The sequence below is a fragment of the Streptomyces piniterrae genome, assembly GCF_005048155.1.
Taxonomy (GTDB): Bacteria; Actinomycetota; Actinomycetes; order Streptomycetales; family Streptomycetaceae; genus Streptomyces; species Streptomyces piniterrae.
This window is the reverse complement of the sequence record NZ_SUMB01000014.1, coordinates 192,229-217,718: the sequence shown is the minus strand read 5'-3', so window position 1 is coordinate 217,718 and position 25,490 is coordinate 192,229. Positions and strand designations below refer to the sequence as shown.

Genomic DNA, 25,490 nt, shown 5'->3' with positions numbered 1-25,490 from the left:
GGCCCAGCATGAGGAGTGACACACCGGTGACCAGCAACCAGGCCACGCCACCGGCCCGCAGCGAACCACCGGCCGGCACGACCCCCCACACGGCACCGGCCCGGACACCCCACCGCGAACCACCCCGCACCACCGCCGCCACCCGCGCCACCAGCCGGGACGTCGCCCGCGCCGCCGGAGTCTCCCAGGCCGCCGTCTCCCTCGTCCTCGGCGACAAATGGCGCGGCCGGGTCTCCGCGACCAAGGCCGAGGCGGTACGCGCCGCCGCCCGCGACCTCGGCTACCGCCCCAACCTCGCCGCCCGCAGCCTCCGCATGGGCCACACCCGCACCGCGCTCCTCGTCGTCCCCGCCCTCACCACCGAGTTCTTCGCCCGCGTCTACACCGGAGCCGCCCGCCTCGCCGCCGACCACGGCTTCGGCGTGGTCCTCTACCCCTCACCCGAAGGCATCGGCCCGGCCCGCGACCCCTTCGACTCCGCCTCCGCCACCCTCGACGGCGTCATCGCCTCCTCCATGGCCGCCGACGCCCTCAGCGCCCTGCGCCACGCCGGCCTCCCCCTCGTGATGCTCGACAGCGACCCCGACGACGACCGGGCCGGCGCCACCGTCAACCTCGACATCGCCGACGGCGTACGGCAGTTGACCACCCATCTGCTCACCCTCGGCCACCGCCGCATCACCCACCTCACGGCCGGCGTCGACTCCTGGACCTTCGCCCTGCGCGCCAGTACCCTCGCCGAGACCCTGCGCCAGACCCCCGGCACCCAGCTGCGCCACCACCCGGCCGCACTCGGCGTCGACGCCGGGCTGCACGCCGCGCACGCCGCACTGACCGGCCCCGGCCCCCGCCCCACCGCGCTCCTCTGCGACGACGACATCATCGCCGCCGGCGCCTGCAAAGCCGTCCGCCGGCTGGGCCTGCGCGTCCCCGAAGACGTCTCCGTCACCGGATTCGACGACCTGGCCCTCGCGGTCGCCGTCGAACCGGAGCTGACGACCGTACGACTGCCCGCCGAGGAATTCGGCGAAGCCGGCATGCGCGCCCTGATGGCCGTGCTCGACGGCGGCCGCCCCGAGAGCCCCACCCTGCCGGTAGAACTCGTCACCCGCGGCTCCACGGCCCCGCCACCGGCCGACACCGCCCCCGCCTCATAAGCCGGTCCGCCGCCCAGCCGCCCCAACGCCGCGCGCCCCGGCGGGCGATGACCCACCGGGGCGCGCGGACCGGCCTCCCGGCCGGAAGCGGCATCGCCGCACTACTCCTCTGACGACTCCTCAGAACCCTCCGAGGAACCCGCGGAACCCGAAGCCTCCTTGTCCGAAGCCCCGGAACCGCCCTTGCCATTGGCACCCTTGCCGTTGGCGCCCTTGCCCTTCCCGGCGGACTCACCGGCACCCGCCGACTCCTCGGCACTGCCGGCGTCCCCGGCCGCGCCCTCCGCCGGCTTCTCGGCCTCCGCACCGCTGTGCTCGTCGAGCAGCCGCGACAGCTGACGCCCCAGAATCCGCTTGAACTTCCGCTGCTGCGGCCGCGTACGGTCCAGCGTCGCCACCTCGAGATGCTCGGCGGTCAGCGTCCGCTCACCACCGTTGGTGTCCCGCGACAGCGACTCCACGGCCAGCTTCAGCGCCTCGCCCAGCGTCATCCCCTCACGGTGATGCTGGTCCAGATAACTGCTGATCTGGTCGGCGTTGCCACCCACCGCCACCGAACCGTGCTCATCCACGATCGAGCCGTCATGCGGCAACCGGTAGATCTGGTCGTCCTCCGGCGCATTGCCGACCTCGGCGACGATCAACTCGACCTCGTACGGCTTCTCCGCGGCGCTGGAGAAAATCGTGCCGAGCGTCTGCGCATAGACATTCGCGAGACCGCGCGCGGTCACGTCCTCGCGGTCGTAGGTATAACCCCGCAAATCGGCATAACGCACACCACCGATCCGCAGATTCTCGAATTCGTTGTATTTGCCGACCGCCGCAAAGGCGATCCGGTCATAGATCTCGCTGACCTTGTGCAGGGCGCGGGAAGGATTCTCGGCGACGAAGACCACGCCGTCGGTGTACTGCAGCACCACGACACTGCGGCCGCGCGCGATGCCCTTGCGGGCGTACTCGGCGCGATCGGCCATGGCCTGCTGGGGTGAGACATAGAACGGCGTCGACACCGGCTATCCGTCCCTTCCTGTCAAAATCTCTCTCACTGGCGTGGGGGCTCCCCCAGCGGTGGCGGGGGGAGCTTTCCGGAACATCCGTCCCTCAGAGCAGCGCGGCACGCGGGCCGTCGGGCTGCTCGAAGCGGCGCTCATGAACGGCACGGGCGATCTCCGAGATCTCGGCCTCGGTGAGCTTCTTGAAGCCCTCGTCGGTGATCACCGTGACGATCGGATAAATCCGCCGGGCCAGATCCGGCCCGCCGGTCGCCGAGTCGTCGTCCGCGGCGTCGTACAGCGCCTGAACGACGGCCGTGGCGGCCTGATTCTCCGTGAAGTCGTCCCGGTAGAGCTTCTTGAGCGCACCACGGGCAAAGACGGAACCGGACCCCGTCGACGCGAAGCCATGCTCCTCGGAACGCCCACCGGTCACGTCGTACGAGAAGATACGGCCCTTCTCCCGGTCGACGTCCCACCCGGCGAACAGAGGCACCACGGCCAGGCCCTGCATGGCCATCCCGAGATTGCCGCGAATCATCGTCGACAGCCGGTTCGCCTTGCCCTCCAAGGAGAGTTGGGCACCCTCGACCTTCTCGAAGTGCTCCAGCTCCAGCTGGAAGAGCTTGACCATCTCGACCGCGAGACCGGCGGTGCCGGCGATGCCGACCGCCGAATACTCATCGGCCGGGAAAACCTTCTCGATATCCCGCTGCGCGATGACATTCCCCATCGTCGCCCGCCGGTCACCGGCGAGCACCACACCGCCTGGGAACGTCGCGGCGACGATCGTCGTGCCGTGCGGAGCCTCGATGGCGCCCTGGATGGGCGGCAACGGGCGGTTGCCCGGCAGCAGATCGGGAGAATGCTCGCCGAGGAAATCCATGAACGACGAGGATCCAGGCGTCAGGAAGGCTGCTGGCAGACGCCCGGTGCTTGGAGTGTTGGCTTCCACGCGTTTCCTTCCACATACTCGGCCGTCCGCCTCAAGACGTCCGGCCGGTCCTTGAATTGACCCAAGGCTGCGTTGCAGCTGAAGCACCGTACGCCTCGGACCTTACCCGTCTTGTGATCGTGATCCACATGCAGAGCGTCAGACTCCGGGCGGATCGAGCACGACCCGCGCCGCTCCTTGATCGTTGCGTCACGTTCCGCTTCGCCGATGCCGTGCCGGCGCTTGACGTGGCCGGGGCCGCCCTTCGGCTGTCGCGCAAGGTTTGCGGCGGGTCGCCGTACCCCGGCCGGGCCGGCGTGTGCGGCGGCAGTGAGCCGCACACGCTCGGCGGTACCGCGGCGAACCGTCAAGGTCCGACCGCCTGCGAGCGAAGGCTGCGTGCGGCGTCGCGTCGACCACCGCACACAGCTCTTCGTCGACTCCGACTCCTCACCCACCCTTGAGCCTTCGATTCAAAGGCAAGGCGCGCCTACTGCCCGCCCTTTTGAACGAAGCTTCGTACGAAGTCCTCGGCGTTCTCTTCGAGCACGTCATCGATTTCATCCAGGACGGAGTCCACGTCGTCCGACAATTTCTCCTGGCGTTCCTTGAGGTCCTCCGAAGCCTGCGCGTCCTGCGTCTGCTCCTCGACCTCTTCGGTGGAACGCGTGGCCTTCTGCTGCCCGCCGCCGCTGTCCTTGGTCGCCATATGCCTCACCCCGCTCGGTTCGCCCCGCTCGATGTGACCTTCAAGATCCGACCCTACAAGCAGGGTCCGACATCGGCCCCGCACTTGGTGCAACGTCCAGGAGTCACCACGATGATTCCCGCACCGCGGCCATTTCAGCCGTGGATCAGCTGTGGATCGCCGCGGATCCGGCCTGAACCGGCCGTTCATCAGCGGCCGGAAAGCGTCCTCACCAGGTCCTCTGCCGTCCGACAGCGGTCCAGGAGCTCCTTGACGTGTTTACGGGTTCCGCGCAGCGGCTCCAGCGTGGGAACCCGCTGCAGGGAGTCACGGCCGGGCAGGTCGAAGATGACCGAATCCCATGAGGCGGCCGCGACGTCGTCCGCGTACTGCTCCAGGCAGCGGCCGCGGAAGTACGCCCTGGTGTCCTCTGGCGGCTTCATCTCGGCCCGCTGGACGTCCGGCTCGTCCAGGAGCCGCTTCATCTTGCCGCGGGCCGCCAGACGGTTGTACAGGCCCTTGTCGGGGCGCACGTCGGCGTACTGCAGGTCGATGAGGTGCAGCCGGGCGGCGTCCCATCCCAGGCCGTCGCGACGGCGGTAGCCCTCCATGAGCTCGCGCTTGGCGACCCAGTCGAGTTCGCCGGACAGGCTCATGGGGTCGTTCTCCAGCCGCCCGAGCACGTCCTCCCACCTGGTCAGGACGTCCTTGGTCTGCTCGTCCGCGTCCGCTCCGTAGCGGTCCTCGACGTATTTGCGGGCCAGCTCGAAGTACTCCATCTGGAGTTGTACGGCGGTGAGGGTGCGGCCGCTGCGGAGCGTGATCAGGTGTTGCAGCGTGGGGTCGTGGGAGACGTGGTGGAGGGTGCGGACGGGCTGGTCGACGGCCAGGTCGACGGCGATGAACCCGTCCTCGATCATGGAGAGCACCAGGGCGGTGGTGCCCAGCTTCAGGTACGTGGAGATCTCGGAGAGGTTCGCGTCGCCGATGATCACGTGGAGCCGGCGGTATTTCTCCGCGTCCGCGTGCGGTTCGTCGCGGGTGTTGATGATCGGGCGTTTGAGGGTCGTCTCCAGGCCGACCTCCACCTCGAAGTAGTCGGCGCGCTGGCTGATCTGGAAGCCGTGCTCGTGGCCGTCCTGGCCGATGCCGACCCGGCCGGCGCCGGTGACCACCTGGCGGGAGACGAAGAACGGCGTGAGGTGCCGCACGATGTCCGAGAAGGGGGTCTCCCGCTTCATCAGGTAGTTCTCGTGCGTGCCGTAGGAGGCGCCCTTGTTGTCGGTGTTGTTCTTGTAGAGGTGGATCGGCTGGGCGCCCGGGACCTGCGCCGCGCGCTCGGCGGCCTCGGCCATGATCCGCTCGCCGGCCTTGTCCCAGAGGACGGCGTCGCGGGGGTTGGTGACCTCGGGGGCGCTGTATTCGGGGTGTGCGTGGTCGACGTAGAGCCGGGCCCCGTTGGTGAGGATCACGTTGGCCAGGCCGATGTCCTCGTCGGTGAGCTGACTGGAGTCGGCGGCCTCACGGGCGAGGTCGAAGCCGCGGGCGTCCCGCAGCGGGTTCTCCTCCTCGAAATCCCAGCGGGCACGCCGTGCCCGGTGCATCGCGGCCGCGTAGGCGTTGACGACCTGGGATGAGGTGAGCATGGCATTGGCGTTCGGGTGGCCGGGGACGGAGATCCCGTACTCCGTCTCGATTCCCATTACTCGCCGTACGGTCATGCGGCCCTCCTTGCCCGGCGGCGCCCCCGGGTGGGGTCGGCGCTCAAGTACCGCTGCGCTTCCGGTCCGTGTGCGATCCCCGCTCCCGCACAGCGTGACGCGGCGGTACCGAAGAGCCTAGAACGCCTTTGCGGCGCTGGGGAGATCATTACAGTCATTGCTCCAGTCCGGTTTTCCCTGGTCGGTCGCGCTCTCTGGGGGGCGTCACTGCGGTCCCCGGAAATGCGTCCGGCTGCGGACGCCCCGTGCAGGACATCCGCAGCCGGAGAGCGGCGTTACAGGTATTGGCCGGTATTCGCCACCGTGTCGATGGAGCGACCGGTGTCCGCGCCCTGCTTTCCGGTGACCAGCGTGCGGATGTATACGATCCGCTCGCCCTTCTTGCCGGAGATACGGGCCCAGTCGTCCGGGTTGGTGGTGTTCGGCAGGTCCTCGTTCTCCTTGAACTCGTCCACGCATGCCTGGAGGAGGTGGGAGACCCGCAGACCCTTCTGGTTGTGTTCGAGGAAGGCCTTGATGGCCATCTTCTTCGCGCGTCCTACGATATTTTCGATCATCGCACCGGAGTTGAAATCCTTGAAGTACAGGACTTCCTTGTCACCGTTGGCGTAGGTGACCTCCAGGAAGCGATTCTCCTCGGATTCCGCGTACATCTGCTCGACGACCGACTGGATCATCCCGCTGACCGCTGCCTTGCGCGACTGACCGTGTTCGGAGAGGTCGTCTGCGTGCAGTGGGAGGTTTTCCGTGAGGTACTTCGAGAAGATGTCCTTGGCGGCTTCCGCGTCCGGACGTTCGATCTTGATTTTCACGTCGAGGCGGCCGGGGCGCAGAATCGCGGGGTCGATCATGTCCTCGCGGTTGGACGCACCGATCACGATGACGTTTTCCAGGCCCTCCACGCCGTCGATCTCGGAGAGCAGCTGCGGGACGATGGTGTTTTCCACGTCCGAGCTGACGCCGGATCCCCGGGTGCGGAAGAGGGAGTCCATCTCGTCGAAGAAGACGATGACGGGTGTGCCCTCGCTGGCCTTTTCCCTGGCCCGCTGGAAAACGAGCCGGATGTGCCGTTCCGTCTCCCCAACATATTTGTTGAGCAGCTCGGGGCCTTTGATGTTGAGGAAGAAGCTCTTCCCCGCGGGCTGCCCGGTCACTTCGGCGACTTTTTTGGCAAGGGAGTTGGCGACCGCTTTGGCGATGAGTGTCTTGCCGCAGCCGGGCGGGCCGTAGAGCAAGACGCCCTTGGGCGGGCGGAGTTCGTGCTCCTTGAAGAGGTCGGGGTAGAGGTACGGAAGCTCGACCGCGTCCCGGATCAGTTCGATCTGGCCGCCCAGACCGCCGATCTTGGTGTAGTCGATGTCCGGGACCTCTTCGAGGACGAGTTCCTCGACCTCGCTCTTCGGGATGACTTCGTAGACGTAGCCGGATCGGGGTTCGAGCAGCAGGGCGTCGCCGGGGCGGATGGTGATGTCCAGCAGCGGCTCGGCGAGCCGCACCACCCGTTCCTCGTCGGTGTGCCCGATCACCAGCGCACGCTCGCCGTCCTCAAGGATCTCCTTGAGGGTGACGATGTCGCCGGCGCGCTCGTACTCCATGGCCTCGACCACATTGAGCGCTTCATTGAGCATGACCTCTTGGCCGCGCCTGAGGTCCTCGGTCTCCACGCTGGGGCTGACATTCACCCGGAGTTTTCTGCCTCCGGTGAAGATGTCGGCGGTGCCGTCCTCGTTCGCCTGCAGGAAGACACCGAAGCCGGCCGGGGGCTGTGCGAGCCGGTCGACTTCCTCCTTGAGCGCCACGATCTGGTCGCGGGCCTCGCGGAGAGTATTGGCGAGTCGCTCGTTCTGAGCCGAAACGCCGGCCAGGTTGGTCTGCAGCTCGACGATCCGCTCTTCGAGAATCCTCGTGTGACGCGGAGAGTCGGCGAGCTTGCGTCGCAGGACGGCGATCTCCTGCTCGAGATAGGCAACCTGGCCGGCGGGATCTTCAGACCCCCGCCCCGGCCGGATGCCGCGGTTGATGTCGTCGTCGTGGGCTGCCACGGTCCTCACCTCCTCCAAGGAGCTGGACGCTTCCTGACCCTACCTGGGCCGGTGCAGGTTGAAACCCCTAGATCGAAAAGACTGTCGGGGTGTGTCCGATCTTCACCCTTGCGCACGTCCTCACGCCAAGGGAATACCCACCCAACAACATCGGAAAGCGAGCGGTTGTATCGTCGGGACGGTCAACACCCGTCAGGGCTGGCGCCACTTAGACATTTACGTATCACGTAGGCAGGGAACGGCAGGCGAGATGACCGCGCAGGATGAAGCCCGTCCAGAGCTTGAAGTCTGGATCGACCAGGACCTGTGCACCGGCGACGGGATCTGCGCGCAGTACGCGCCGGAGGTTTTCGAGCTGGACATCGACGGTCTGGCTTATGTGAAGAGCGCCGATGACGAGCTGCTGCAGGACAAGGGTGCCACAACGCCCGTCCCGTTGAAGCTGCTCGATGATGTGCGGGACTCCGCGAAGGAGTGCCCCGGAGACTGTATCCACGTCCGTCGTATGTCGGACCTGGTGGAAGTCTACGGTCCGGACGCTGAGTAGCCGGGCGGACGCGGCGCGGAAGGACCGCAGGCGTGGTGGGGTCGATGCCGACCGCACCACGCCTACTTCGTGTGACGAGTCAGGCGCTCTTGGTGTTCGCGGCGGAGGGCAGCTCGGTCTCGATGAACTTCCCCTCCCGCCATTGCCACTTGACGTTCCTGCGCTCGTCGGGGCAGCAGCGCGGCACGTCCAGCGAGGAGTAGCCCAGGAGCGTCGCGGAGATCGTGTCGCCCCTGAGGGCGAAGCGCTCGACGCTGAGCTTCTGGGACGGGGCGACAAGGGTCGCGACGATGCGCGGCGGGGCTTCCGGCTCATCGGGGGCGGTCGGCTGGGCGAGGACGTAGACGCCACTGGGCGGGGTGCCGAAGTCGCTGTGACAGCGGACCACCGCGACGGTCTCGGCCGTACCGTCGAGGTCGAGGTCGCCGGTGGCCTTTTTCACCACGTCCAGGCGGTTGGGTCCGCAGTTGACGGGAAAGTCGGCTTCTTCCGGCTTGGGGGCCGCCACGGGGGCCTGGGCGGTGTTGGCCCGGTAGGAGGGCTTGGCGCCGTGCGAGGTCGTGGCCGTGGCGTCGGGGGGCTGGATGAGGGACGCGGCCGCGACGACGCCCGAGATGGCGGTGGCGGTGGCGAGCCAGTGCATGGGGCGGGGCTGGGAATGCGAAAGGTCCTGGCCGACCAAGGGCTGCACGCGGGGTAACTCCTGTGAAGAGCTGTGGCGGTGGGAGTGCCCAGCATCGTTCCACAGGTGGGGGCGGGGCGGAACCGTTGCCACCGGAGTTTCGCGAGCGGAAACCGTCTTTCAACAAAGCGGCGCCGCCGGCGGTTCCGGGAGCGGAACTCGTCGGCGGCGCCTGGTGGTTCGATGGCCGGATCGGGACGGTCAGCCGCGCTCGGCGGAGCCGTCACCGTCCGCGGACGCCGCTGCCGGGTCCGCCTTGGCGGGGGCTGTGGTTTCCCGCGTGCCCGCCGCTGCGGTCTCCCGGCCACCGGGGCCGGTGTAGTCCTCCCCGTACGCGCCCTTGGCCGGCCGGCGGCGGCGCAGCGGGGGCTCGACGCCGTCGGCGAGCCGGCGGGCGGTCAGCAGGAAGCCGGTGTGGCCGATCATGCGGTGGTCGGGGCGGACGGCGAGGCCCTCGACGTGCCAGGTGCGGACCATGGTTTCCCAGGCCGACGGCTCGTTGAAGGTGCCGTGTTCGCGGATCGACTCGACGGTGCGGGCCAGCTGCGTGGTCGTGGCGACGTACGCGCACAGGATGCCGCCGGGGACCAGGGCCTTGGAGACGGCCTCCAGGCACTCCCAGGGGGCGAGCATGTCGAGGATGACGCGGTCGACCTCGGTGTCGGAGAGGTTGTCCTGGAGGTCGCCGACGGTGAGGGTCCACGCGGGGTGCGGGCCGCCGAAGTAGCGCTCGACGTTCTGCGTGGCGATCTCGGCGAAGTCGGCGCGGCGCTCGTAGGAGTGCAGCATGCCGTGGTCGCCGATGGCGCGCAGCAGGAAGCTGCTGAGCGAGCCGGATCCCACCCCCGCCTCGACGACGCGGGCGCCGGGGAAGATGTCGGCCATCGCCAGGATCTGCCCCGCGTCCTTGGGGTAGACCACGGCGGCGCCGCGGGGCATGGACAGGACGTAGTCGGGGAGCAGCGGGCGCAGCGCGAGGTAGGCGACGTTCCCGGTGGTACGGACAACACTGCCCTCGGGAGCACCGATCAGCTCGTCGTGGGGGAAGGCTCCCTTGTGGGTGTGGAAGCTTTTTCCCTCTTCGAGCGTGAAGGTGTAGTGGCGTCCCTTGGGGTCGGTGAGCTGGACCTGGTCCCCGACCTTGAAGGGCCCGCGACGGCGGGCGGCACCGGTCGGTTCGGACATGTGACCAGCCTACCGGCCGATCGGGGCGGGCCGGACCAATGGGTGGGCGGGGCGGCGGGTGGGGCGGTGTCCGGGCGGGTGTGGGGGGCTGTGGGGCGGGTTGCCGGGTGGGTTGCCGGGTGGGCGGGCCTCGGACCGGGGGGCGGCCTACGGGGCGAATCGAACGCCCGGGTCCCCCCGGCTGGGGGCTACCCAAGGGCGCCGGGCGCCAAGCCGCCGGATCAGCGCCGTCGGATCAGTACGGCCGGATCAATGCGTCCGGATCACGACGGCCTGGCCATCGCGGAGACGAAGGCGCGCTCGACGTCGGCCGTGGACAGCACACCGTAGATCTCGCCCGTCTCCTCGACGACGAGGTATTCGGTGGCCGGGGTGGCGCGGAGGTATTCCAGCAGGTCTTCGCCGGCGAGTTCGGCGGAGACCCGCATGCCGTCCTTGAGTTCCTGGGCGAGGGTGCCGACGGGGACCCAGGGGCGGCGGTGGTCGGGAATGCCGACGATGGCGGCTTCGCGGACGACGGCGGTGGGTTCGCCCTGGCGGTCGACGACGACGAGGGCGCGGGCGCCGGCGTCGTTGGCGCGTCGGAGCGCTTCGGACAGCGGCGTGTCGGTCTCGACGGGGACGGCGCGCCGGGTGAGGTTGCGGGCCTGGAGGTCGGGGAGGCGTTCGCGCAGCCGGGCCATGCGGAGGCTGTTGCCGGCGCCGGTCCAGATGATGGCGGCGAGGATCGCGGCGAGCAGGGCGTCGGTGAGGCTGTCGGCGCCGCCGATCTCGGGGCGGGTGTTGCCGAGGGCGCCGGTGTGGGTGAGCAGCGGCAGGCCGATGAGGACGGCGACGGCGAGCGCGCGGCCGACCCAGGCGGCGGCGACGGTGCCGGTCATGGGCCTGCCGGTGATCTTCCAGACGACGGCGCGGAGCATGCGGCCGCCGTCCAGGGGCAGCCCTGGGAGCAGGTTGAAGATCGCGACGATGAGGTTGGAGATCATCAGGCCGGCGAGCAGGACGCCGGGGACGGTGCCCGGCTCGACCAGGTGCATGCCGACGTAGAAGACGCCGGCGAGGACGAGGGAGAGCAGCGGGCCGACGACGGCGAGGGTGAATTCCCGGCCGGGGGTCTCGGTCTCCTTCTCGATTTCCGAGACGCCGCCGAAGAACTGCAGCTGGATGCGGCGTACCGGGAGCTTGAAGCGGAGCGCGGCGACGGTGTGCGCGAGCTCGTGGACGAGCACCGAGGCGTAGAAAGCGACGGCGAAGAACAGTGAGACGAGGTAGCGGGCGCCGCCGAGCTCGGGCAGGACGCGTTCCAGCTGGCCGCCGAAGACCCAGGTGATGAGGGCGGCGACGAGGAACCAGCTGGGGGCGACGTAGACCGGTACGCCGAAGGGGCGGCCCATGAGGATGCCGCCACCGCTCCTCCCCTTGCCGGGCTCGCGTACCTCGCGCTCTTTGGTGTCCTCGGGCGGCTCGGGCGGCTGGGGCCGCACGGACTCCTGGGGGTCCTGCGGCTTCCCGCTCTCGTCCACGGCGTCCCCTCGTCGAATACGGCCTTCGCACCTGTTGGGCATGATCTGTCGATCATGCAGGGCAAAGGGGTCTGACGTCGATGGTATGCGGAGCGCGCGGCCGGGATCCGCCGCGGGGGCCTCGCCGGACGGGGGTCCCTCCGCTGCTTGGGCGCTTGGGCGGGGATCCCCTGCTCCTTGAGGGCTTGGGACGGGTGTTGGCGGGACTGTCAGTGGCGGGCCGTAGGGTCTGGTGGCATGGGAACGAGCACGGAGCAGGCCGAGGGGGCCGCGCAGGGTGGGCAGCACGGGCCGGGGGCGCAGCGGGGGCCGCAGGGGGGTGACGGCGCGGCGGACGGCCCGCGGGGGGATCAGGTGCCGGGCGTGGCCGATGGCGGCGCCGGGCGTCCGGTGGCGCTGTCCCCGTCGCGGGCGAGCGACTTCATGCAGTGTCCGCTGCTGTACCGCTTCCGGGTGATCGACAAGCTGCCGGAGAAGCCGAGCGCCGCGGCGACGCGGGGCACGGTGGTGCATGCCGTGCTGGAGCGGCTCTTCGACCCTCCGGCGGTGCAGCGTACGGCTCCCAGCGCGCGGGCCATGGTGCCCGGCGAGTGGGAGAAGCTGCTGGCCAAGCGGCCCGAGCTGGCCGGGCTGTTCGAGGACGACGCGGACGGCGAGCGGCTGGGGAAGTGGCTGGCGGACGCCGAGGCGCTGGTGGAGCGGTGGTTCGCGTTGGAGGATCCGACGCGTCTGGAGCCGGCCGACCGCGAGCTGTATGTCGAGACGGTGCTGGATTCGGGGCTGCGGCTGCGGGGCTTCATCGACCGGGTCGATATCGCGCCGACGGGCGAGATCCGGATCGTCGACTACAAGACCGGGAAGGCGCCGCGTCCGCAGTATGCGGAGGGCGCGCTGTTCCAGATGAAGTTCTACGCGCTGGTGGTGTGGCGGCTGCGGGGCGTGCTGCCGAGGCGGTTGCAGCTGGTGTATCTGGGCAGCGGCGATCTGGTGACGTACGACCCGAGTGAGGCGGATCTGCGGGGCGTGGAGCGGAAGTTGCTGGCGCTGTGGGAGGCGATCCAGCTGGCCACGGAGACCGGCGACTGGCGGCCGCGGCCGACCAAGCTCTGCGGCTGGTGCGACCACCAGGCGCACTGTCCGGAATTCGGCGGCACTCCCCCGGTCTACCCGTTGACGGTGCGAGCGGCGGGAGATGTCCCGGCCGGGGAGCCGGGGGTTGTCCCCCAGGAGGCATAGCCGTTGGCGGTGCGAGCGGCGGGAGGTGTTCCCGCCGGGGGTCCGGGGTTGCCTCCCGGGAAGCGCGGTCGCCGGCGGTCCGCCCGGCGGACGGTGGCGGGGGGCGGCAGGGCAGAATGGGGTGATCTATCGAAGGAGAGCTCGTGGCCATCCGCGTCCTGCTGGTCGACGACCAGCCCCTGCTGCGTACCGGATTCCGGATGATTCTGGAGGCCGAGCAGGATCTGGCGGTCGTCGGTGAGGCCGGTGACGGCCTGCAGGCACTGGATCAGGTACGGGCGCTGCAGCCCGATGTGGTGCTGATGGACATCCGGATGCCCCGGATGGACGGTGTCGAGGCGACCCGGCAGATCACCGGGCCCGCGAAGGACGGCCCGGCGAAGGTGCTGGTGCTCACGACCTTCGATCTGGACGAGTACGTGGTCGAGGCGCTGCGGGCGGGGGCCAGCGGCTTTCTGCTGAAGGACGCGCCGGCCAATGAGCTGGTGCAGGCGATCCGGGTGGTGGCGGCGGGCGAGGCGATGCTCGCGCCGAGCATCACTCGGCGGCTGCTGGACAAGTACGCCGGGCATCTGCCGTCGGGCGAGGAGCCGGTGCCGGACACGCTGCACACGCTGACCGAGCGTGAGGTCGAGGTGCTGAAGCTGGTGGCGCGCGGGCTGTCGAACGCGGAGATCGCCGCGGATCTGTTCGTGAGCGAGACGACGGTCAAGACGCATGTGGGGCATGTGCTGACGAAGCTGGGGCTGCGCGACCGGGTGCAGGCCGCGGTGTACGCGTACGAGAGCGGGCTGGTGCGGCCGGGCGCGCAGTAGGCGTCACAGGGTTCGTACAGCCGGCAGAGGCCGTACAGCCGGCAAGCTTTACGCGCGCCCGAACGGTGCGCACGACGGCGGGGCTCATGCGACGGCACGGCTCAACGGCGGCGGGGCCGGCCCGGGGATTCCCCGGGCCGGCCCCGCTGTCGTCCGTGCGGCGTCCGATCAGGCGTCGGCCGACTTGCTGATCTCCCAGAACCGGAAGACGGTCGAGGAGTCCAGGGTCCACTCCAGGCCGGAGACCCCTTCGCGTGCGACGGCGTACTGCTTGCCCTGCCAGATCGGGATGACCGGCAGGTCCTGGGCGACGATGTCCTGCACCTCGCGGAAGGCGCCCTTGGTGGCGCCGCGATCGGGCTGGTCGGCCGTCTTGGGCAGCAGGCGCCCGGTGATGCGGGGCGAGTCGTAGTTGTTGGACAGGACGCTGTCCTTGCCGAAGAACGGCTGGGTGAAGTTGTCCGGGTCCGGGTAGTCCGGGATCCAGCCCTTCACGTAGACGCCGTAGCGGCCGTCGGCCATGCCCTTCTCGTACTCCTCGGTGGGCGCGGTGCTCACCTTGGCGTCGAACAGGCCGCTGTGGTTCAGCTGTTGGGCGATTTCGCGGACGGCGGGGACGGTGCCGGGGCCGTAGCGGTCGGGGGTGGCCCACAGGGTGAGCGGGACCTTGCCCTTCTGGCCCGCGTCCCGCAGTGCGGCGGCGGCCTTCTCGGGCTGCGGGCGGTCGCCGTAGGCGTTGAAGAAGGCGGTGTTGTGGCCCGTGATGCCGGCCGGGACGATCGAGTACAGCGGCACCGCGGTGTGCTTGTAGACGTCCCGGACGAGGGTGGAGCGGTCCAGGAGGTAGGCGATCGCCTTGCGGACGCCCGCCTTGCCGGCGACCTGGTCCTTCATGTTGAAGACCAGGTGCATGACCTCGGCGCTGTCGCCCTCGACCACCTGGGTGCCGCGCTGTTCATGCAGCGACGCGTTGTTGAGCGCGGCGATGTCCTGCATGGCCAGGCCGCGGTAGGCGACGTCGACGGCACCGGTCTGGACGGCCTTCTTGAGCTTGTCGCGGCTGTCGAAGAACTTCACGGTCATACCGGAGTTCTTGATCTTGGCGGGGCCCTTGTACGCGGAGTTGACGGCGAACCGGGCCTTCTTCGGGCCGTACTCCTCCAGGGTGTAGACGCCGGAGCCCACGGCCTTGCCGTCGGTGCGCAGCCGGTCGGCGGGGTAGACGGCGTGGTCGACGATGGAGCCGGCGCCGGAAGCGATCTTCATGGGGAAGGTCGCGTCGGGTGTCTTCAGGTGGAAGACGACGGTCTTGGCGTCCGGCGTCTCGACCTTGTCGAGGGCGGAGAACATCACGGCGGGGCCGTTCTTGTCCTTGATGCGCCGGGTGCGGTCGAAGGAGAACTTGACGTCCTTCGAGGTCAGGGCGTCACCGTTGCTGAAGGTCAGGCCGTCCTTGAGCGTGCAGCGGTAGACGGTGCTCTTCCGGTCGGTGAAGATGCAGCTCTCCGCGGCTTCCGGGACGGGCTTGGTGCCGCCCTTGGGGAAGCTCAGCAGCGACTGGAAGACGTTGTTGAACAGCAGCCACGAACCTGGTTCGTAGCCGGCGGCGGGGTCGGTGGCCACGACCTTGTCCGTCATTCCCATGACCACGGGTTCGCCGCTTCCGGCGGCCCCCGGGTCCTGCGAGCCGCACCCGGCGATCGCGAGCAGGGCTGTGGTCAGCCCCGCTCCGATCGGGGCGGCCAGCCACTGGTCACGCTTCCTCACTACGCGGTCCTCACGATCTGGGCAGTGCTACTGCATGGTCGGGCCGCGACATGGCGCCGCGGCGATATGGGTTTCCTTTATGTGCCGCACCGTGTCCCCCGTTGGAAACGATGCGGGTCCTGCGCCCCGTTGTCAGTCGGCGACGCCGCGGCTGAGTTCCCAGATCTGCAGCGACGAGGAGGAGTTGAGGACCCACTCCAGGCCGGTGACGTCGTCACGGGCGGCGACGTACGTCCTGCCCTGCCAGATCGGAACCAGCGGGATGTCGTCGGCGATGATGTCCTGCGCCTGCTTGAAGCCGGCCGCGGCGGAATTGCGGTCGGTCTGCTGGCGGGTGGTCGGGATCAGCTGCGACTCGATCTTGGTGTTGCGGTACGGGGAGTTGAGGAAGTTCCCCTTGCCGATGAACGGCGCGATGTAGTTGTCCGCGTCCGGGATGTCGGCGAACCAGCCCATACCGAACGCGGCGTACTTTCCGCCGGTGGTCTCCGTCCGGTACTGCTGCCAGTTGTCGATGCCCTTGAGGCTGATGTCGAACAGCTTGGTGTTGTTGAGCTGGCTCTGCAGCGTACGGAACTCCTTGGCGGTGCTGGCGCCGTAGTGGTTCGTGGTGTACGCGAGGGTCAGCTTCACCGGGGTGGTGATGTTCGCCTGCTGGAGGGTCTTGCGGGCGGCGGCGACGTTGGGGTTGCCGTACTTGGTGAAGAACGAGTTGATGTGGCCGGTCAGGCCGGTGGGGACCAGCGAGTAGAGCGGGTCGCCGGTGTAGCCGTAGACGTCGCGCACCAGCTGGGAGCGGTTGACGACCTGCGCGATCGCCTTCCGTACGGCCTTGTCGGAGACGGACGGGTCCTTGGTGTTGAAGGCGAGGTAGCGGATCTCCTGGCCGGGCATCTCCTGGAGGGCGATGTGCTGCTCCCGGGCGTTCTGCAGGCGCTTGATCTGGTCGGGCGACAGACCGCGGTACATCAGGTCGATGTCACCCTTGCGCAGCGCCTTCTCCATGGCATCGGAGTCGTCGAAGAACCGCATTTCGACCCTGCTGTTCTTCACCGTGATCCCGCCCTTGTAGTCGGGGTTCTTGGTGAAGACGGCCTTGGTGATGTGGTCGCCGCTGGTCTCGGTCTTGAGGGTGTACGGGCCGGAGCCGACCAGCTCGAAGCCCTTGTGGAGGCTGTTCTTGGGGTACACCTCGCGGGAGAGGATCGCGGCGGCGGGCGTGGCGAGCTTCTGCGGGAAGGTGGCGTCCGGCTTCTTGAGGTGGAAGACCACCTCGGTGTCGCTGGGCGTCTCGACCCTGTCGACGGCGCTGAGCAGCGAGACCGGGCCGTTGCGGTAGTTCACGGCCCGCATGCGGTCGATGGAGTACTTGACGTCCTGCGCGGTCAGCGCGTCGCCGTTGGAGAACTTCAGGCCGGTGCGCAGAGTGCAGCGGTACTGCTCGTTCTGGGTGTCGCGGAAGCCGCAGGACTCGGCGGCCTCGGGGACCGGCGCGGTGCCGGTCCTGGGCAGCCGCATCAGCGTCTGGAGGGTGCCGCGCAGCATGTTCCACGCGTCGACGTCATACGCCTGCGCCGGGTCGAGGGGCGCGGGCGCTTCCTTGGTGGCCTCGATGCGGGAGGCGATTCCGACGACGATGGGGTCGCCGCCCTCGCCCGCGCCGTCCGTGGTGCCGCAGGCGGCGAGCACGGGCGCGAGCAGACCGGCCAGTGCCGGCAGCACCAAGGTCTTGCGATTCATCGTCGGCAGGTTCCTTCTCTGCGCAGAGGTGTTGCTCGCGACGACATTAGTAGGGACGGCCAGTCGGTCCGGGACACAACGGAGTTGAATCGATATGGGCGGCAGAGGGCAATGGCACCGTGACCGATATCCGGACGGTGGAACGATCGGCGCGTTGTTCCACCAATCCGGACACTTACCCCCGTAGATACCGGCAGAAAGACCCCCTGGAACACCTGTTACGGCTGCTGTCGACGCCCCGGCACGTGAGAAACCTCACGCCATTTATTCGGCGTGGCGATGCGGGAATTCAGCCAGTGCATTCGTTACGGAAAATAAGCGCGCCGCTGCCCTGAGTTCCGCCGGCTTTTTCGCGCGACACGCTCGGTGAGCACGTTAAGAGCTTTCCGTGATCAGCGACCGGAGAAATGGCACGTCGACCTCTTCGAGCGAGCGGCGGAGGGTGCGGCCCGCGGCTGGCGGGATCGGTTTCACCGACGGCACCGCGACGACCCGGCAGCCGGCCGCCTCACCCGACGTGACTCCGGTGATGGTGTCCTCGACGACGGCGCAGCGCGCCGGGTCCACGCCCAGCCGGCGGGCGGCCGTCAGATAGGGGTCCGGGTGCGGTTTGGTGCGCTTGAGCTCGTCGCCCGCCAGGGTCAGCCGGAAGTGCTCCGGGCCCAGCGAGTGCAGCATCTCGTCGATGATGCTGCGGTGCGAGGCGGAGACCAGGGCGGTCGGCACCTCGTGGGCGGCGAGTTCGGCCAGCAGCCTGCGGGCGCCCGGCATCAGCGGGACACCGCGCCCGATCCGGGCCAGGAACCGCGCGTTGAGCAGCGCGCTCAGCTCGGCCAGGCCGATGTTCGCGCCGGTGGCCTGCAGAAGGTAGCCGGCACTGCGGGTCATCGGGCCGCCGACGACCACCTCGCGGTGGCTGTCGTCCAGGATGTGGCCCAGCTCCGCGAAGACCTCGGCCTCGGCCTCCCACCAGAAGCCCTCGGTGTCGACGAGGGTGCCGTCCAGATCGAGGAAGACGGCCTGGAGGGTCGCGGCTTCGGCCGTACGGGTGCCGACTGCGGGGATGCTGCTGGTCATCCATCCACCTCCGTTGGGGCGTCCCCGAAGGGACGAAAGGGCCGGCCGCCGCCCCGGAGTGGGGTGACGACCGGCCGCTACCGGACCGACCAGTGTACTTCTGTGTGTGCCGGGACGCGTGGTGAGCGGGCTCACCGTCGCCCCAAAGCCCCATTTTCACTACGGCGCGTTATCACTCGCTACCGCGCGTGCCGTGATCTCCGGGGGCAACCCCCGGACCCCCGGCCGGAGCTTCACCCCGCTACCGCGCGTTGAAGTACTTGGCCTCCGGGTGGTGGATGACGATCGCGTCGGTGGACTGCTCCGGGTGGAGCTGGAACTCCTCGGAGAGCTCGACGCCGATCCGCTCCGGCTGGAGGAGGTCGGCGATCTTGGCCCGGTCCTCCAGGTCGGGGCAGGCCCCGTAGCCGAGCGAGAAACGCGCGCCGCGGTACTTGAGCGCGAACATGTCCTCGACGTCGGCCGGGTCCTCGCCGGCGAAGCCCAGCTCCGCACGGACCCGTGCGTGCCAGTACTCGGCGAGCGCCTCGGCCAGCTGGACGGACAGCCCGTGCAGTTCGAGGTAGTCGCGGTAGGCGTTGGCCTCGAAGAGCTCCGCGGTGGCGCCGCCGATCTTCGAGCCGACGGTGACGACCTGAAGGCCGACGACATCGGTCTCGCCGGACTCCTCCGGGCGGAAGTAGTCCGCCAGGCACAGCCGCCGGCCGCGGCGCTGGCGCGGGAAGGTGAAGCGGGTGCGCTCGGAGCCGTCCTCGTTGAGGAGGATCAGGTCCTCGCCCTTGGAGACGCACGGGAAGTAGCCGTGCACGACGGCGGCTTCCAGCAGGTTCTCGGTCTGCAGCTTGTCGAGCCAGCCGCGGAGCCGGGGGCGGCCCTCGGTCTCGACCAGTTCCTCGTACGTCGGTCCGTCACCGGCGCGGGCCTGCTTGAGGCCCCACTGGCCCTTGAAGAGCGCACCCTCGTCGAGCCAGGAGGCGTAGTCCGCCAGCTGGATGCCCTTGACGACGCGGGTGCCCCAGAACGGCGGCGTGGGCACCGGGTTGTCGACGGCGACGTCGGAGCGCACCGCGCCCTGGGGCTCCTCGATCTCCAAGGCGGCCGTGTCCCGCTTGGGGACGCGGCGCTGCTTGAGCTCGGGGAGCGTGGCGCCGGGCACCCCGCGCTTGACGGCGATCAGCGCGTCCATCAGGCGCAGGCCCTCGAACGCGTCGCGGGCGTAGCGGACTTCGCCCTCGTAGATCTCGTGCAGGTCCTGCTCGACGTAGGCGCGGGTGAGGGCGGCACCGCCGAGGATGACGGGGAAGTCCGCGGCCATCTTGCGCTGGTTGAGCTCCTCCAGGTTCTCCTTCATGATCACCGTGGACTTGACCAGCAGACCGGACATCCCGATGACATCGGCCTTGTGCTCCTCCGCGGCTTCCAGGATCGCCGAGACGGGCTGCTTGATGCCGAGGTTGACGACGTTGTAGCCGTTGTTGGACAGGATGATGTCGACGAGGTTCTTGCCGATGTCGTGGACGTCGCCGCGGACGGTGGCGAGGACGATGGTGCCCTTGCCCTCGTCGTCGGACTTCTCCATGTGCGGCTCCAGGTAGGCCACCGCGGTCTTCATGACCTCGGCGGACTGGAGCACGAACGGCAGCTGCATCTGGCCGGAGCCGAAGAGTTCGCCGACGACCTTCATGCCCTCCAGGAGGGTGTCGTTGACGATGTCGAGGGCGGGCCGGGCCTGGAGGGCCTCGTCCAGGTCGGCCTCCAGGCCGTTCTTCTCGCCGTCGATGATGCGGCGCTGGAGCCGTTCGTCCAGCGGGAGGGCTGCGAGCTCCTCGGCCTTGCCCGCCTTGAGGGACTTGGCGGTGGCGCCCTCGAAGAGCTCCATCAGCTTCTGGAGCGGGTCGTAGCCCTCGCTGCGGCGGTCGTAGATCAGGTCGAGGGCGGTCTTGACCTGCTCTTCCTCCAGCCGGGCGATCGGCAGGATCTTCGAGGCGTGCACGATGGCCGAGTCCAGGCCGGCCTTGACGCACTCGTCGAGGAAGACGGAGTTGAGGACGATACGGGCGGCCGGGTTGAGGCCGAAGGAGATGTTCGACAGACCCAGGGTGGTCTGCACCTCGGGGTGACGCTTCTTCAGCTCCCGGATCGCCTCGATGGTGGCGATGCCGTCCTTGCGGGACTCCTCCTGACCGGTGCAGATGGTGAAGGTCAGACAGTCGATGAGGATGTCCGACTCCCAGATGCCCCAGTTGCCGGTGAGGTCGTCGATCAGCCGCTCGGCGATGGCGACCTTGTGCTCGACGGTGCGGGCCTGGCCCTCCTCGTCGATGGTCAGCGCGATCAGCGCCGCGCCGTGCTCGGCGGCCAGCGCGGTGACCTTGGCGAACCGGGACTCGGGGCCGTCGCCGTCCTCGTAGTTGACGGAGTTGATGACCGCGCGGCCGCCCAGCTTCTCCAGGCCGGCCTGGATCACGTTCAGTTCGGTGGAGTCCAGCACGATGGGCAGGGTGGAGGCGGTGGCGAAGCGGCCGGCCAGCTCCTCCATGTCGGCGACGCCGTCCCGGCCGACGTAGTCGACGCACAGGTCCAGCATGTGCGCGCCCTCGCGGATCTGGTCGCGGGCCATCTCCACACAGTCGTCCCAGCGGCCGGCCAGCATCGCCTCGCGGAACTTCTTCGACCCGTTGGCGTTGGTCCGCTCGCCGATCGCCAGGTAGGAGGTGTCCTGGCGGAACGGCACGGTCTGGTAGAGGGAGGCGGCGCCCGGCTCGGGGCGTACGTCACGTGTCGTCGGGGCGGCGCCGCGGACCCGCTCGACGACCTGCCGCAGATGCTCCGGGGTGGTGCCGCAGCAGCCGCCGACCAGCGAGAGGCCGTATTCGGCGACGAAGGTCTCCTGGGCGTCGGCGAGCTCGCCGGGGGTCAGGGGGTAGTGCGCGCCGTTCTTTCCCAGCACCGGCAGGCCCGCGTTGGGCATGCAGGAGATCGGGATGCGGGAGTGCCGGGAGAGGTAGCGCAGGTGCTCGCTCATCTCGGCGGGGCCGGTGGCGCAGTTCAGGCCGATCATGTCGATGCCCAGCGGCTCCAGCGCGGTCAGCGCGGCGCCGATCTCCGAGCCCAGCAGCATGGTGCCGGTGGTCTCGACGGTCACCGAGCAGATCACCGGGAGGTCGGTGCCGGTGGCCTGGAGGGCGCGGCGGGCACCGAGGATGGCGGCCTTGGTCTGGAGGAGGTCCTGGGTGGTCTCCACGAGCAGCGCGTCGGCGCCGCCGGCGATCATGCCCTCGGCGTTCTGCTGGAAGGCGTCGCGCAGGGTGACGTAGGGGGCGTGGCCCAGGGTGGGCAGCTTGGTGCCGGGACCCATGGAGCCGAGGACGTAGCGCTGCTGGCCGGTCGAGGCGGTGAACTCGTCGGCGACCTCGCGGGCGATGCGCGCGCCGGCCTCGGAGAGCTCGTAGACCCGCTCGGGGATGTCGTACTCCGCCATGGCGGCGTAGTTCGCGCCGAAGGTGTTGGTCTCGACGCAGTCGACGCCGACCGCGAAGTACTCCTCGTGCACCGAGCGCACGATGTCGGGCCGGGTGACGTTGAGGATCTCGTTGCAGCCCTCCAGCTGCTGGAAGTCCTCCATCGACGGATCCTGCGCCTGCAGCATCGTGCCCATCGCGCCGTCGGCTACCACCACCCGTGAGGCGAGTGCCTCCCGGAGGGATTCGCCGCGGGATTCGACGCGGGACGGGCTGGTGGACGATGGCATGTTCGAGGCCATGGAGGTGCTCCCTGGTTGCGACGGCTGTCGGCTTTGCGTCCTCCGGTAGAGGGCGCACCCGGCCAGCGTAGCTGCCGGTCCGCTTCGGGGGCTGCCTGTTTCACGGCGTGGACAGCCGGACCATGGCCGGGACCTACTGCACTATCCATGATCGTTGGGGTAGTCACATTCACTCCCCAAGAGTCGGCATGGGCCGATATCGTTCAGCATTGTCGAACCGTTCACTCTTCGGAGGTTGCCTGATGGCACGCACGATCCAGTCGCTGGAGCGAGCCGCCGCAATGCTGCGGCTGCTCGCCGGAGGGGAACGGCGGCTGGGGCTCTCCGACATCTCCTCTTCCCTGGGACTGGCGAAGGGCACCGCGCACGGAATACTGCGCACGCTCCAGCAGGAGGGGTTCGTCGAGCAGGACGCGGCGTCCGGGCGCTACCAGCTGGGCGCGGAGCTGCTGCGTCTGGGCAACAGCTATCTCGACGTGCACGAGCTGCGCGCCCGCGCCCTCGTCTGGACCGACGATCTGGCCCGTTCGAGTGGCGAGAGCGTCTATCTGGGGGTGCTGCACCAGCAGGGCGTGCTGATCGTGCACCACGTCTTCCGGCCGGACGACAGCCGTCAGGTGCTGGAGGTCGGTGCGATGCAGCCGCTGCACAGCACGGCGCTGGGCAAGGTGCTGTCGGCGTACGACCCGGTGGCGCACAGCGAGGTCGTGGAGGCGGACCGGGAGACGTTCACGCCGCGCACGGTGACCGGCCTGGAGGACTTCGAGGGGCTGCTGGACCTGACCCGGGCCCGCGGCTGGGCCGCGGACGTCGAGGAGACCTGGGACGGCGTCGCCTCGGTGGCCGCGCCGATCCACGACCGGCGGCGGATGCCGGTCGGTGCGGTGGGGGTCACCGGGGCCGTCGAGCGGGTCTGCAAGGACGGCGAACTGCGGCCGGAAATCATCGCTGCGGTGCGCGATTGCGCCCGTGCGGTCTCAAGGGATCTTGGCGCGGGCCGGTTCTGACCCGATTCGGGCGTTCTGTTCACCTAAGTTTTTCGCCACGGAACCCTTGACGGGGTCCGGGAGGTGAACAAAACTGCCGTTCGTCGGTCGGCATTGTCGAACACCTAACGACAATATTCGCTATGGTGGTCGCTGTCGCCGGCCGACCACCGCCCTCTCGGAGGGCGCGGACCGCCGGAGGGACCCGGGGTTCGCCTTCCCCTGGACGAAGGACAAAGGAGTCGCCGGTGTCCAGCTCCGACATCTTCCTCAGCGAAACAATCGGTACCGCCGTACTGCTCTTGATGGGTGGTGGCGTCTGCGCCGCCGTCACGTTCAAGCGCTCCAAGGCTTTCAACGCCGGATGGGTGGCCATCGCCTTCGGGTGGGGCTTCGCCGTCCTCACGGGCGCCTACATCGCCGTGAAGTCCGGCGCCCATCTCAACCCCGCGGTCACCATCGGCCTCGCCATCAAGGGCGGGATCGAGTGGAACCAGGTGCCCGTCTACTTCGGCGGCGAGATGCTCGGCGCCATGATCGGCGCGGTGCTGGTCTGGATCACCTACTACGGACAGTTCCGGGCCCATCTGACCGACCCCGAAGTGCTGGCGAACCACACCAGCGAGGAGGGCCTGGTCGACCCGAAGGCCGCTCCCAAGGCGGGCCCGGTCCTGGGCATCTTCTCCACCGGCCCGGAGATCCGGAACGTCGTACAGAACCTGGCCACCGAGATCATCGCCACCATCGTGCTCGTGCTGGCGATCCTCACCCTCGGCCTCAGTGACAACGGCAAGGGCGTCGGCGTGATCGGCACGCTGCTGGTCGCACTGATGGTCGTCGGCATCGGTCTGTCGCTGGGCGGCCCGACCGGATACGCCATCAACCCGGTCCGCGACCTCGGCCCGCGCATTGTTCACGCACTGCTGCCGCTGCCGAACAAGGGCGGTTCAGACTGGGGTTATGCATGGATCCCGGTCGTCGGCCCGCTGATCGGCGGAGCCATCGCCGGTGGCATCTACCAGGTGGCGTTCGCTTGAGCCGCCTGACCGCCCCGACTCCGCCCGTAGAGACTTCTTGGAGCACACCATGAGCGAGACCCCCACCACCTCCCACGGCACCCACGGCCACGGCCCGTTCATCGCGGCCATCGACCAGGGCACCACGTCCAGCCGCTGCATCGTCTTCGACAAGGACGGCCGCATCGTGTCGGTCGACCAGAAGGAGCACGAGCAGATCTTCCCGAAGCCGGGCTGGGTCGAGCACAACGCGACCGAGATCTGGACCAACGTCCAGCAGGTCGTCGACGGCGCCGTCGAGAAGGCCGGGATCACCGCGGCCGACGTCAAGGCCATCGGCATCACCAACCAGCGCGAGACCACCGTCCTTTGGGACAAGAACACCGGTGAGCCCGTCCACAACGCCATCGTCTGGCAGGACACCCGCACCGACGCGCTCTGCAAGGAGCTCGGCCGCAACGTCGGCCAGGACCGCTTCCGCCGCGAGACCGGCCTGCCGCTGGCCTCGTACTTCGCCGGCCCGAAGATCCGCTGGCTGCTGGACAACGTCGAGGGCCTGCGCGAGCGCGCCGAGCGCGGCGAAATCCTCTTCGGCACCATGGACTCCTGGGTCATCTGGAACCTGACCGGCGGCGTCAACGGCGGCCACCACGTCACCGACGTCACCAACGCCTCGCGCACCATGCTGATGAACCTGCACGACCTGGCATGGGACGAGAAGATCCTCACGTCGATGGACATCCCGGCCGCCGTGCTGCCGGAGATCAAGTCGTCCGCCGAGGTCTACGGCACCGCCGCCTCGGGCGTCCTCACCGGCGTCCCGGTCGCCTCGGCGCTGGGCGACCAGCAGGCCGCGCTCTTCGGCCAGACCTGTTTCCAGCAGGGCGAGGCCAAGTCCACGTACGGCACCGGCACCTTCATGCTGATGAACACCGGCCACGAGCCGGTCAACTCGTACAACGGACTGCTGACCACCGTCGGCTACCGCATCGGCGACGAGACGCCGGTCTACGCCCTCGAAGGGTCCATCGCCGTCACCGGCTCGCTCGTCCAGTGGATGCGCGACCAGATGGGACTCATCAACAGCGCGGCCGAGATCGAGACGCTGGCCAGCACGGTCGACGACAACGGCGGCGCGTACTTCGTGCCGGCCTTCTCCGGCCTGTTCGCCCCCTACTGGCGCTCCGACGCGCGCGGTGTCATCGCGGGCCTGACCCGCTACGTCACCAAGGCGCACATCGCACGCGCCGTGCTCGAGGCCACCGCCTGGCAGACCCGTGAGATCACCGACGCCATGACCAAGGACTCCGGCGTCGAGCTGACCGCACTCAAGGTCGACGGCGGAATGACCTCCAACAACCTGCTGATGCAGACCATCTCGGACTTCCTGGACGCGCCGGTGGTGCGCCCGATGGTCGCCGAGACGACCTGCCTCGGCGCTGCCTACGCGGCCGGACTGGCCGTCGGCTTCTGGTCCAGCACCGACGAACTGCGCGCCAACTGGCGCCGGGCCGCCGAATGGACCCCCCGGATGGATGCGGCCACCCGTGACCGCGAGTACAAGAGCTGGCTCAAGGCCGTCGAGCGGACCATGGGCTGGATCGAGGACGAGGAGTAAA

The 25,490-nt window shown here is 68.9% G+C and carries 20 protein-coding genes; 7 read left to right on the top strand and 13 right to left on the bottom strand.

Going from position 1 to position 25,490, the window contains the following annotated elements; genetic code table 11:
• Positions 1-26 precede the first annotated feature (26 nt).
• Positions 27-1,157 (top strand): LacI family DNA-binding transcriptional regulator, encoded by a 1,131-nt coding sequence (locus FCH28_RS32760; RefSeq protein ID WP_246103430.1) that lies wholly within the window; start codon positions 27-29, stop codon positions 1,155-1,157.
• Between the two features lie 101 nt (positions 1,158-1,258).
• Here the strand turns inward: FCH28_RS32760 and prcA are convergent, their stop codons facing one another.
• The 6 genes from prcA to arc all read right to left on the bottom strand — a co-directional run bounded on the left by prcA (position 1,259) and on the right by arc (position 7,534).
• Positions 1,259-2,167: a proteasome subunit alpha gene (prcA, locus tag FCH28_RS32755; RefSeq protein WP_136743836.1), complete on the bottom strand. Its 909-nt coding sequence runs from the start codon at positions 2,165-2,167 to the stop codon at positions 1,259-1,261.
• Between the two features lie 91 nt (positions 2,168-2,258).
• Complete coding sequence (gene prcB, locus FCH28_RS32750) at positions 2,259-3,104, bottom strand: proteasome subunit beta (protein WP_136743835.1); 846 nt, start codon at positions 3,102-3,104, stop codon at positions 2,259-2,261.
• Positions 3,056-3,424 carry an endonuclease VII domain-containing protein gene (locus tag FCH28_RS32745; protein ID WP_246103429.1) on the bottom strand — a complete coding sequence of 123 codons (369 nt, stop codon included), beginning with the start codon at positions 3,422-3,424 and terminating at the stop codon, positions 3,056-3,058. The genes prcB and FCH28_RS32745 overlap by 49 nt, the downstream gene beginning before the upstream one ends.
• A gap of 149 nt (positions 3,425-3,573) precedes the next feature.
• Positions 3,574-3,792, bottom strand: a complete 219-nt coding sequence (locus FCH28_RS32740) for a ubiquitin-like protein Pup (RefSeq protein ID WP_136743834.1) — start codon at positions 3,790-3,792, stop codon at positions 3,574-3,576.
• 188 nt (positions 3,793-3,980) lie between these two features.
• On the bottom strand, positions 3,981-5,492 hold the full coding sequence (gene dop / locus FCH28_RS32735; protein ID WP_187363984.1) for a depupylase/deamidase Dop: 1,512 nt from the start codon (positions 5,490-5,492) through the stop codon (positions 3,981-3,983).
• A 275-nt stretch (positions 5,493-5,767) separates the two neighbouring features.
• Complete coding sequence (arc, locus tag FCH28_RS32730; RefSeq protein ID WP_136743833.1) at positions 5,768-7,534, bottom strand: proteasome ATPase; 1,767 nt, start codon at positions 7,532-7,534, stop codon at positions 5,768-5,770.
• 250 nt (positions 7,535-7,784) lie between these two features.
• Between arc and FCH28_RS32725 the strand changes: the two genes are divergently transcribed.
• A complete protein-coding gene (locus FCH28_RS32725) occupies positions 7,785-8,081 on the top strand; it encodes a ferredoxin (protein WP_136743832.1) in 297 nt (98 codons plus the stop codon).
• Between the two features lie 79 nt (positions 8,082-8,160).
• On the opposite strand, the gene FCH28_RS32720 is transcribed toward FCH28_RS32725, so the two are convergent.
• The 3 genes from FCH28_RS32720 to FCH28_RS32710 all read right to left on the bottom strand — a co-directional run bounded on the left by FCH28_RS32720 (position 8,161) and on the right by FCH28_RS32710 (position 11,471).
• Positions 8,161-8,772 carry a hypothetical protein gene (locus FCH28_RS32720; RefSeq protein ID WP_187363983.1) on the bottom strand — a complete coding sequence of 204 codons (612 nt, stop codon included), beginning with the start codon at positions 8,770-8,772 and terminating at the stop codon, positions 8,161-8,163.
• A 192-nt stretch (positions 8,773-8,964) separates the two neighbouring features.
• Positions 8,965-9,948, bottom strand: a complete 984-nt coding sequence (locus tag FCH28_RS32715; protein ID WP_136743831.1) for a tRNA (adenine-N1)-methyltransferase — start codon at positions 9,946-9,948, stop codon at positions 8,965-8,967.
• Between the two features lie 263 nt (positions 9,949-10,211).
• Positions 10,212-11,471: a site-2 protease family protein gene (locus FCH28_RS32710; protein WP_136743830.1), complete on the bottom strand. Its 1,260-nt coding sequence runs from the start codon at positions 11,469-11,471 to the stop codon at positions 10,212-10,214.
• Between the two features lie 237 nt (positions 11,472-11,708).
• Between FCH28_RS32710 and FCH28_RS32705 the strand changes: the two genes are divergently transcribed.
• Positions 11,709-12,707 (top strand): RecB family exonuclease, encoded by a 999-nt coding sequence (locus FCH28_RS32705; RefSeq protein WP_136743829.1) that lies wholly within the window; start codon positions 11,709-11,711, stop codon positions 12,705-12,707.
• A gap of 143 nt (positions 12,708-12,850) precedes the next feature.
• Positions 12,851-13,522: a response regulator gene (locus FCH28_RS32700; protein WP_136743828.1), complete on the top strand. Its 672-nt coding sequence runs from the start codon at positions 12,851-12,853 to the stop codon at positions 13,520-13,522.
• A 168-nt stretch (positions 13,523-13,690) separates the two neighbouring features.
• On the opposite strand, the gene FCH28_RS32695 is transcribed toward FCH28_RS32700, so the two are convergent.
• From FCH28_RS32695 to metH, 4 genes are all read right to left on the bottom strand, one after another.
• Positions 13,691-15,289: an ABC transporter substrate-binding protein gene (locus FCH28_RS32695; protein ID WP_136743827.1), complete on the bottom strand. Its 1,599-nt coding sequence runs from the start codon at positions 15,287-15,289 to the stop codon at positions 13,691-13,693.
• Between the two features lie 132 nt (positions 15,290-15,421).
• On the bottom strand, positions 15,422-17,029 hold the full coding sequence (locus FCH28_RS32690) for an ABC transporter substrate-binding protein (protein WP_136743826.1): 1,608 nt from the start codon (positions 17,027-17,029) through the stop codon (positions 15,422-15,424).
• Between the two features lie 375 nt (positions 17,030-17,404).
• Positions 17,405-18,106 (bottom strand): HAD family hydrolase, encoded by a 702-nt coding sequence (locus tag FCH28_RS32685; RefSeq protein ID WP_136743825.1) that lies wholly within the window; start codon positions 18,104-18,106, stop codon positions 17,405-17,407.
• Between the two features lie 241 nt (positions 18,107-18,347).
• The gene (gene metH / locus FCH28_RS32680) at positions 18,348-21,869 is read right to left on the bottom strand and encodes a methionine synthase (protein ID WP_136743824.1); all 3,522 of its coding nucleotides are present in this window, start codon (positions 21,867-21,869) and stop codon (positions 18,348-18,350) included.
• Between the two features lie 242 nt (positions 21,870-22,111).
• On the opposite strand from metH, the gene FCH28_RS32675 reads away from it, so the two are divergent.
• From FCH28_RS32675 to glpK, 3 genes are all read left to right on the top strand, one after another.
• Positions 22,112-22,876, top strand: a complete 765-nt coding sequence (locus tag FCH28_RS32675; RefSeq protein WP_136743823.1) for an IclR family transcriptional regulator — start codon at positions 22,112-22,114, stop codon at positions 22,874-22,876.
• Between the two features lie 227 nt (positions 22,877-23,103).
• The gene (locus tag FCH28_RS32670) at positions 23,104-23,892 is read left to right on the top strand and encodes an MIP/aquaporin family protein (protein WP_136743822.1); all 789 of its coding nucleotides are present in this window, start codon (positions 23,104-23,106) and stop codon (positions 23,890-23,892) included.
• A 49-nt stretch (positions 23,893-23,941) separates the two neighbouring features.
• Complete coding sequence (gene glpK, locus FCH28_RS32665; protein WP_136743821.1) at positions 23,942-25,489, top strand: glycerol kinase GlpK; 1,548 nt, start codon at positions 23,942-23,944, stop codon at positions 25,487-25,489.
• Position 25,490: the final 1 nt, after the last annotated feature.